6 protein-coding genes and 1 pseudogene are annotated in these 8699 nt (G+C 72.1%); 2 read left to right on the forward strand and 5 right to left on the reverse strand.

The window, feature by feature from the left end; genetic code table 11:
- Positions 1-77: 77 nt before the first annotated feature.
- The 5 genes and pseudogenes from N5I75_RS03150 to N5I75_RS03170 all read right to left on the reverse strand — a co-directional run bounded on the left by N5I75_RS03150 (position 78) and on the right by N5I75_RS03170 (position 6766).
- Positions 78-1673 carry a molybdopterin-dependent oxidoreductase gene (locus N5I75_RS03150; protein ID WP_476674023.1) on the reverse strand — a complete coding sequence of 532 codons (1596 nt, stop codon included), beginning with the start codon at positions 1671-1673 and terminating at the stop codon, positions 78-80.
- 54 nt (positions 1674-1727) lie between these two features.
- Positions 1728-2477: an anti-sigma factor gene (locus N5I75_RS03155; RefSeq protein WP_476674025.1), complete on the reverse strand. Its 750-nt coding sequence runs from the start codon at positions 2475-2477 to the stop codon at positions 1728-1730.
- Positions 2474-3058 carry an ECF RNA polymerase sigma factor SigK gene (gene sigK, locus N5I75_RS03160; RefSeq protein WP_476674027.1) on the reverse strand — a complete coding sequence of 195 codons (585 nt, stop codon included), beginning with the start codon at positions 3056-3058 and terminating at the stop codon, positions 2474-2476. The genes N5I75_RS03155 and sigK overlap by 4 nt, the downstream gene beginning before the upstream one ends.
- A 115-nt stretch (positions 3059-3173) precedes the next feature.
- A pseudogene (locus N5I75_RS03165) lies at positions 3174-4653 on the reverse strand (SDR family oxidoreductase).
- 106 nt (positions 4654-4759) lie between these two features.
- Positions 4760-6766, reverse strand: coding sequence for a DUF4832 domain-containing protein (locus N5I75_RS03170; protein WP_476674029.1), 2007 nt, complete (start codon positions 6764-6766; stop codon positions 4760-4762).
- A 187-nt stretch (positions 6767-6953) separates the two neighbouring features.
- Here N5I75_RS03170 and N5I75_RS03175 point away from each other — a divergent pair, with 187 nt between their 5' ends.
- Both N5I75_RS03175 and N5I75_RS03180 read left to right on the forward strand, forming a co-directional pair.
- Entirely contained in the window at positions 6954-7907 is a 954-nt protein-coding gene (locus N5I75_RS03175; RefSeq protein WP_476674031.1) for a carbohydrate ABC transporter permease, read from the forward strand.
- Positions 7908-7922: 15 nt separating this feature from the next.
- On the forward strand, positions 7923-8699 hold a 777-nt coding region (locus N5I75_RS03180; protein WP_476674032.1), incomplete at its 3' end, for a carbohydrate ABC transporter permease.

Below are 8699 nucleotides of genomic sequence, written 5' to 3' on the forward strand. Positions count from 1 at the left end.
AACTGATCGCTCAACGGATTGGTGGTTCTCCGCGGATTCCCCGAACGAGTGACGACGGGCGTGCGGGGGCGCCGGAATCAGTCGACGGTGACGACGACGGAGTGCCACCCGGAGGCGCCGTCGGGGATCGTCGGGGCGCGCTTCTCCGTCTGCGTCTCGCCGGTGCGGTCGGTGGCCCGGACCGTCAAGGTGTGGCCGCCCTTGGTGGCCTGCCAGGCGTACGACCACTGGCGCCAGGTGTCGCGGGTGTCCTCGGCGGCCAGGCGTGCCTCTTCCCAGGGCCCGTCGTCGACGCGCACCTCGACCTTGTCGATGCCGCGGTGCTGGGCCCACGCCACTCCCGCCACCATGACGGTGCCGGATTCCGGCCGGGCGAAAGGCTTGGGCGTGTCGATGCGCGACTCGGTCTTGACGGGCGCCCGCTGCGCCCACTCCCGCTTGACCCAGTAGGGGTCGTAGGCGTCGAAGGTGGTCAGCTCGATGTCCTCGATCCACTTGCAGGCGGACACATAGCCGTACAGGCCGGGGACGACCATCCGGACGGGGAAGCCGTGCGCGAACGGCAGGGGCTGTCCGTTCATGCCGACGGCCAGCAGGGCGTCACGCCCGTCCATCACGTCGTCGACGGGGCTGCCGATGGTCATGCCGTCGACCGAGCGGGCCACGAGCTGATCGGCGGGGCCGCCGTCGGACGGCGGTCGCACCCCGCACTGCCTGAGCACGTCGGCCAGGCGGACCCCGATCCAGCGGGCGTTGCCCACGTACGGGCCGCCGACCTCGTTGGAGACGCAGGTCAGGGTGATGTCGCGCTCGACGAGCGGCATCCTCAGCAACTCGGCGAAGGACAGCGTGCGTTCCCGGGTGACACCCTTGCCGTGGATGCGCAGGCGCCAGTCACCGGCGTCGACCTTCGGCACGGTGAGCGCGGTGTCGACGCGGTAGAAGTCGTCGTTCGGGGTCATGAACGGGCTGACGCCGCCGATCCGCAGCGCGGCGCCGCGGGGCACGGGCGCGGCCTTCGAAACCGGGGCGGGCAGGACGACACGGTTGCGGGAGGCGACGGCGGACCTGCCGCGCGATCCGCCGAGGGCCCGGCCCGCGGCGCCCGCGCCGGTCGAGGCGACGGCCGCGGCGGTGGCGGCGATGAGGAAGCCGCGCCGGTCCCAGCCCGGCTCGTCGGGCCCACCGGCCGCCTCGTGTGTCGCTTCGAGGCGTCCGGCCAGCCAGTACAGGAGCGCGGCGCCCGCGACCGCCCCGACGACGGACGGCAGCGCGTCCGTGAGGCTCGTCGAGTCGGGCCGGGAAACCGCCGCCAGCGCCCCGACGACACCGAAGCCCAGGACCCCGGCCGCGCCCGCCCTCCGCCACCGGGTCGCGAGGATGCCGAGGGCGAGGGCCAGGAGGGTCAGCACGGCGAGGATCCCGAGTTGCAGGACGAGCTTGTCGTCCGTGCCGAACCGGCGGATCGTCCAGTCCTTGACCGCCGGCGGCGTCCGGTCGATCGCGGCGCCGCCGACCGCGACGACCGGCCCCGCCTCCGGCCGCACGGCGGCGGCGACCAGTTCGGCGACGGCGATCGCCGCGTATCCGGCGAGCAGACCGCTCAGCGCGCCCAGGGACACACGGGGGAGGCGGGAGAGCGGTGATGGTGTGGTGTCGTCCGTGTCGTTCATGTTCCGGAATCCGTCCCCGCTGCCCGCTCGGATTGGTTCTCGCGGCCGAGCGGGTCACGCAGGCAACGGCATCAGCGCCACCGGCGCCGACGTCGGGTGCTCCGACCCGCCCGCCGGTTCCACCGTGATGCCCATGCCGGTCGCCTTGCCGACCGGGCCCGCCATCAGGACGCTCTGCGCGCTGCGCCCGGGGTCCATGAGCCCGGCCGAGCGCATCGTGCCGCCGTCGTCGAACCACAGCTGGTACACCTTGCCGCCCGGCGGCCGCTCCATGGACGCCGCCACGAACACGGCCTTGTCGCGCTCCTCCGAGACGACGACGGTGCCGCTCGCGCCGCCCGCGAGGCGCGCCGTGCGGGTCCTGGCGTCGGGCGCCGCGAGGACGTCGGCCACCTGGTCCGTGGCCTGCCGCGCCTCGCGCGCCTCCTGCCGGGCGTCCTCGGCCTCCTGGTGCTGCCACACCGTGGTCCCGCCGAGCGCGGCGACCGCCGCGAGACAGGCGGCCAGCGCCCACCGCGAGAGGCGCCGGCCGCGCCGTACGGACCCGACGGCGGCGGGAGCGGCCGTGCGCGGCGGTTCCTGGCGCACGCCGTCGATCCGCCGCAGGACCGACTCCTTGAACCCGTCGGGCGGTACGAGCGTGATGGCGCTCCCGAGCCGGGCCGCCGTCGCCGACAGCTCCCGCACCTCCTGGGCGCAGGCCGGGCACGCGTCGAGGTGCCGCTCGAACGCGGCCTGCTCCTCCGGGTCGAGCGCGTGCAGCGCGTACGCCCCGGTCAGCGTGTGCAGATCGGCGGTGTTCACGCACTCACCCCCAGGCAGTCGCGCAGCCGGATCAGCCCGTCGCGCAGTCGTGTCTTGACCGTGCCGAGCGGCACGGCGAGGAGTTCCGCCACCTGGCTGTAGGTGAGGCCGCGGTAGTACGCCAACGATACGGACTGCCGCTGGAGTTCCGTCAGCGTCCGCAGACAGCGCCGCAGCTGCTCCGCCTCCAGGCGGGTCTCGACCGCCTCGGTCACCTCGTCGAACTCGGGGGTGCGGTCGAGCAGCGCCGCCTTGTGGTCGCGGGCGGCGGCGGCCTCCACCGAGCGGACCCGGTCGATGGCGCGGCGGTGGGCGAGGGTGAGCACCCAGTTGATGGCGGTGCCGCGGTCGGTGCGGTAGCGGGCCGCGTTGCCCCACACCTCCACGAGAACCTCCTGGGCGACCTCCTCCGACTGGGCGCGGTCGCGCAGGACGCCGCGCACGACGCCCAGGACCGAGCCGGCCACGGCGTCGTACACCGCGGAGAAGGCGTCCTTGTCTCCCTTCGCCACATCGGCCATGAGCTCCTCAAGGCTGGGCCCCGCCCCTGGCGGCGGCCCGATGTGGACGGCTTCCTTCACGTTCGCGGACCTCCGAGCTCTGTGTGCGCCGCCCGTGCGATCACGGGTGCGGTGGTAATACGGAGCCGGGGCGCGGGCGGATGGGTGCGACTTTCCCCGAGCGCGGGCCGAGGGGTCAGGAGCGGCCGGGACCGCGCTCGGCGGCGCGCGCGATGTTGCGGGCCATCCCGCCGAAGACCACGGCGTGGAAGGGGGCGACGCTCCACCAGTACGCCTGCCCCGCCAGGCCGTGCGGGTGGAACAGGGCGCGCTGGCGGTAGCGGGAGCGGCCGTCGCCGAGGGGCTCCACGGTCAGCTCCAGCCAGGCGAGCCCCGGCAGCCGCATCTCGGCGCGCAGCCGCAGCAGCCGTCCGGGGTCGATCTCCTCGACGCGCCAGAAGTCCAGGGAGTCGCCGACGCGGAGCCGGGACGCGTCGCGCCGCCCGCGCCGCAGGCCGACGCCGCCCATCGCCCGGTCGAGCCAGCCGCGCACGGCCCAGGCGACGGGCAGGGAGTACCAGCCGTGCTCGCCGCCGATGCCCTCGACGACGTCCCAGAGCCGCCGCGCGTCCGCGTTCACCACGCGCTCCCGCTCGTCCGTGTAGAGGGAGCCGCCCGCCCAGTCGGGGTCGGTGGGCAGCGGGTCGCTGGGCGCGCCGGGGTAGGAGGCCGAGGACCAGCGGGTGGAGACGGCCGCCTGCTGGACGCGGCGCAGGGCCAGCGTCACGGCCTCGTCGAAGCCGATGAGCCCGTTCGGCGGGTCCGGCACGTACTGCGCGATGTCGTGCTCGTCGCAGATCACCTCGTGGCGCAGCGACTCGCACAGCGGCCGGGCGATGGACGCGGGGACGGGCGTCACCAGGCCGACCCAGTGGCTGGACAGGCCGGGGGAGAGCATCGGCACGGGGAGCAGGAGCCGCTTGGGCAGCCGCGCCTCGGCCGCGTAGCGGACCATCATGGCGCGGTAGGTGAGCACGTCGGGGCCGCCGATGTCGAAGGCACGGTTGACGTCGGGCGGCATCGTGGCGCTGCCGACGAGCGTACGGAGCACATCGCGCACGGCGATCGGCTGGATCCGGGTGCGCACCCAGCTCGGCGTCACCATCACGGGCAGCCGTTCAGTCAGGTAGCGCAGCATCTCGAACGAGGCCGAGCCCGAGCCGATGATCACGGCGGCCCTGAGCACGGTCGTCGGCACCCCGGAGTCGAGCAGGATGTGCCCGACCTCGGCGCGGGGAGCGCAGGTGCGGGGAGAGTTCGTGCTCGGGGACGCCCGCCGGGGTGAGCCCGCCGAGGTAGACGATGCGGCGCACCCCGGCCTCGCGGGCCTGTTCCGCGAAGATCCGCGCGGCCTCGCGGTCGGTCCGCTCGAAGTCGTCGCCCGTACCCAGGGCGTGCACCAGGTAGTAGGCGACGTCGACGCCGGTCAGCGCCTCGCGGACGGACGCGGCGTCCATGACGTCGCCGCGCACGATCTCCGTGTCCTCGGCCCAGGGGTGGTCGCGGAGTTTGGCGGGGGTGCGGGCCAGGCAGCGCACCTTGTGGCCCGCGTCGAGCAGCTCCGGTACGAGCCGGCCGCCGATGTAGCCGCTCGCTCCTGTCACCAGGCAACGCATCGCTTCGTCGGCCACCGCGTCCACGCCCTTCTCCTCGTTCGGTTCGCTGCTGTCTCCACCCTGTGGTGCGGGGGTCCGCCGCGCCAGCGGACCCGCCGCACCACCCTCACCTCACGGCGATCCGGTCGATGTCGGGCGCCCACCCCGAGGGGTTGGCGAGGGTGAGTGTGTTGCCGGTACCCGCGTTCAGGTCGGCCGACACGGTCGTGGTGCCGGTCGTCGTCCAGTCGGCGGTGGGCGCGAAGGCGAGTGTGCGGGTGGTGCCGCTGTTGGCCCGTACGGTCGCGGAGCGGGGCTCCGCCGTCGCGTAGTGCAGGGTCACCGTGCGGGTGCCGCCGCTGCCGCCGTCGATCCCGCGGAAGGTGAGTGTGGCGCCGTTGCCGACATAGCCGACCTTGTGGCCGCCGGAGCAGCCCGCGCAGTCGGCGACGACGGCGGTGCCGGTGAGCGTGTTGCCCGCGGCCTCGGCCTCGTACGACGCGGAGGTGCCGGAGCCCGCGCCGACGGCCATGGCGCCGAGGTCGAGCCAGCCGTCCGCGTGCTGCCCGGCGTTGGCGAAGCGCAGCTTCTTGGCGGCGGCGCTCACGTCCTCCAGCGGGTTCTTGGCCTTCATGACGAGCTGATAGTCACCGGCGGCGACCCCGGACAGGTCGACCGTGGTGTCGAAGTACTGGGCGTATCCGTAGTCGAGGTAGGCCGGGTCGGCGCCGACGCCCCAGTCGGGGAAGGCACGTATCTTGCCGGGCATCACCTTGCGCAGGTCCCAGGGTGTGGCCCAGGTCTTCACGATGTCCCCGGCGGAGTTCTTCAGGCCGAGGCTGACGGTCCAGGGGTAGTAGAACGGCGCGACGCCGCTGTTGTTGATGCGCACCCCGACCTTCGTGCTGCCCTGCGCGGAGTCGTGGAAATAGGCGTGGTCGACGTTGAGGTCGTAGCCCATCAGCCGGACCGCCGCTCCCACCTTGGCGTCGGTGGGCGAGTAGTTCGCACTGCCCTCGTTGATCTTCCAGGTGGTGTGCTCCAGTTCCACGCAGGCCTTCATGTCGTCCACCGCGCCCGCACCGCCGGGCCAGTTCGCGAAGGCGGTGGACTGGATCTCGGGGCGCACCTCACCCCCCATGGAGGCGGTGGTCCAGCGGTTCTCCACCCCGTGTTCGAGGGCTTTCTGCAGCTGCGAGTAGGAGGCTCCGCCCATCGACCGCGGCAGGGTCACCCCCGCGAGCGGGCTGCCCTCGCGGAAGCAGAACGAGTCGTCGTGGTAGCCGACCCTCGGCAGGCCGTCGGCGGCGCCCCCGGCCGACTCCGGGTAGCGCACCTCGACCTTCGTCCGGGTGAAGGCGTCGTCGTACGCCCGGATGATCTCGGCGCCGTGTGCGTCGGTGGGCATGTAGTTCGGATACGTGTCGCCGGAGGTGTCGGTGTCGTAGGGCCAGGTGTGCCACTCGCCCCAGAGCCCCACAAGACCCATGTGGAGGAAGCCGATCCGTGCGTCGCCGTCGTAGCGCGCGCCGTAGGCGGCGATGAACTTCTTGAGCGCGTCGAGCAGGTACGGGCTGTCGTAGTCGGGGCTCGTGGTGTTCCAGTAGCTGTTCGTGCGGGTGGCGACGTGCCCGGCGAAGCACGGCGGGATCGCGTTGGCCGGGTGGCCGCCGCTGCCGCCCGGATACTCGATGTACAAGCGGATGGCGGCCTGGTTGCCGTACGAGGCGGTCTCGTCCAGCGCCTTGTCGAGCACCGACCAGTCGTAGTGACCGCAGTCCGAGGCGTCCTTCATGACCTCGGACAGACCGAAGTAGCTCCAGGTCAGCGCGTGCGGATAGCCCGTGTTCTGGTCGCTGCCCGGCTGGTAGAAGCGGGCGAAGCCCTTGAGCGGGTTGTCGACGGGCGCGTCGGCGCGGGTGAGCGCGTGGGCAGGGAGCGAGGGGTCGGGGGCCGGGCCCGGAGCCGGCCGGGTGGGGGCGCCCTGAGCCGCGTTCGCCGTCGGGGTCACGGCCGGGTCGGCGGCCGGGGCGGCCTGTGCCGTGAGCGGCAGTGCGGCCAGGGCGAGCGCGGTGGCCGCGGAACCGAGCGCGGCGAGCAGTCTTCTGCCACGTCGTCGAGCGAAGGTGTGCACGGATCAACCTCCGTACGGAATAGGTGAGTGGGAGTCCTGTGTGGGGCGGCGACGAACCTGTGAGCCGGGGAGGCGCTCATCGATTCTTATGCGCCAGCATTGACAAAGTTTCGCTGCTGCTCATCAATATGTGTCCACGGAGCCCCACTGACAAGAGGTGCGGCGAAGATCCGCTCGGAGGCGAACCATGGGCGCGGACACGGCACTTGCGCCACCACCTGAGATCGCGGGACCCGCCCCGGGCCGGACCGCCCGCTCAGGAAGACCGCGCAAGGCCCGCGACGACCGCAAGGCGGCCTGGCTGTTCCTCGCGCCCGCGCTCATCGGCTTCGCGCTCTTCTACGCGTATCCGACCGTCCGCGGCGTCTACTACTCGCTCACCGACTACAACCTGCTGTCCCCGCCGCACTTCACCGGCGCGGACAACTACTCCCAGCTCATCGGCGACGACCAGTTCTGGAACGCGCTCAAGGTCACCGGCTACTACGTCGTTCTCAACATCGGCTCCCAGACCGTCCTCGGCCTGCTCCTCGCCACACTCATGCACCGCCTGACCAAGTCGGTCGCGCTGCGGGCGATGCTGCTCGTGCCGTGGCTCGTGCCCAACGTCACCGTCGGCCTGCTGTGGATGTGGCTCCTGGACGCCAACCTCGGCTTCGTCAACCACCTCCTCGACGCCCTCGGCTTCGGCACCACCGGCTTCTTCACCTCACCCGGCCTCGCGATGCCGACCGTCGCCGCCGTCAACACCTGGGCGTACACGGGCTACACGGCCCTGCTCCTGTACGCCGGAATGCTCCAGGTACCGCACCACCTGTACGAGAGCGCCTCGCTGGACGGGGCGGGGGAGTGGCGCATGTTCACGCGGATCACGCTGCCGCTGCTGCGTCCGGTGCTCGCCCTGGTCCTCGTCGTGTCACTGATCGGCTCGTTCCAGATCTTCGACACGATCGCGGTGACCACCAAGGGCGGCCCCGTCAGCGCCACCCGGGTCATCTACTTCTACATCTACGAACAGGCCTTCACCAATTTCCACATGGGGTACGCCTCCGCGGTCGCCGTCGTCCTCGCGGTCGTCCTCGGCGTGCTGACCGCCGTGCAGATGCGTCTGCTGCGCGCGTCCCGCTCGGACCTGGCCTGAGGAGACGGACGGACCGTGAACCGCACACGTATCAAGAGCCCGGGGAGCCCCGTACGGGCCAGGAGTGCGCGCCGGAAGGTATCGCCCGGCCGCATCGCCGCATGGGCCGCGCTCGCCGTCGCCCTGCTCGTGACCGTCTTCCCCTTCTACTGGATGATCCGCACCGCGCTGACCCCGGCGGCCGACATCTACACCGACGGCACGGGTCTTGTCCCGCAGCACCCGACCATGATCAACTTCCTCCGGGTCCTCGGGCTCACCAGCGCCGAGGAGGCGCGGGCCGCCGGCGGCTCGGGCGCACAGGTGGACTTCCTGCGCTATCTGCTCAACTCCGTGGTCTACAGCGGCCTGATCGCCGTGCTCCAGACCTTGTTCTGCGCCATGGCGGGCTACGCCTTCGCCCGCCTCCGCTTCCCCGGCCGGGACCTGGTCTTCGGGGTGCTGATCGCCGCGCTCATGGTGCCGCCGATCTTCACCGTGCTGCCCAACTTCGTCCTCGTGAAGAACCTGGACTGGCTGAACACGTTCGCCGGGATGGTCGCGCCCAGCGTGCTCATGACGCCGTTCGCCGTGTTCTTCCTCCGCCAGTTCTTCCTCTCGATCCCGCGCGAGGTGGAGGAGGCGGCCGTGCTCGACGGCGTCGGCGCCTGGGGCGTCTTCTGGAAGGTCGCGCTCCCCATGAGCCGCGGCCCGCTCATCACCATCGGGCTCACCACCACCGTATGGGCCTGGAAGGACTACCTCTGGCCGCTGCTGACCGGCCGCGACGAGGAGACCCGCGTCCTCACCGTC

It is taken from the genome of Streptomyces sp. R818 (genome assembly GCF_056172735.1).

Excerpts from the sequence above, each read along its gene's own strand:
- N5I75_RS03150 (WP_476674023.1), bottom strand. The coding sequence starts at position 1,673 with ATGAACGACACGGACGACACCACACCATCACCGCTCTCCCGCCTCCCC.
- N5I75_RS03175 (WP_476674031.1), top strand. The coding sequence starts at position 6,954 with ATGGGCGCGGACACGGCACTTGCGCCACCACCTGAGATCGCGGGACCC.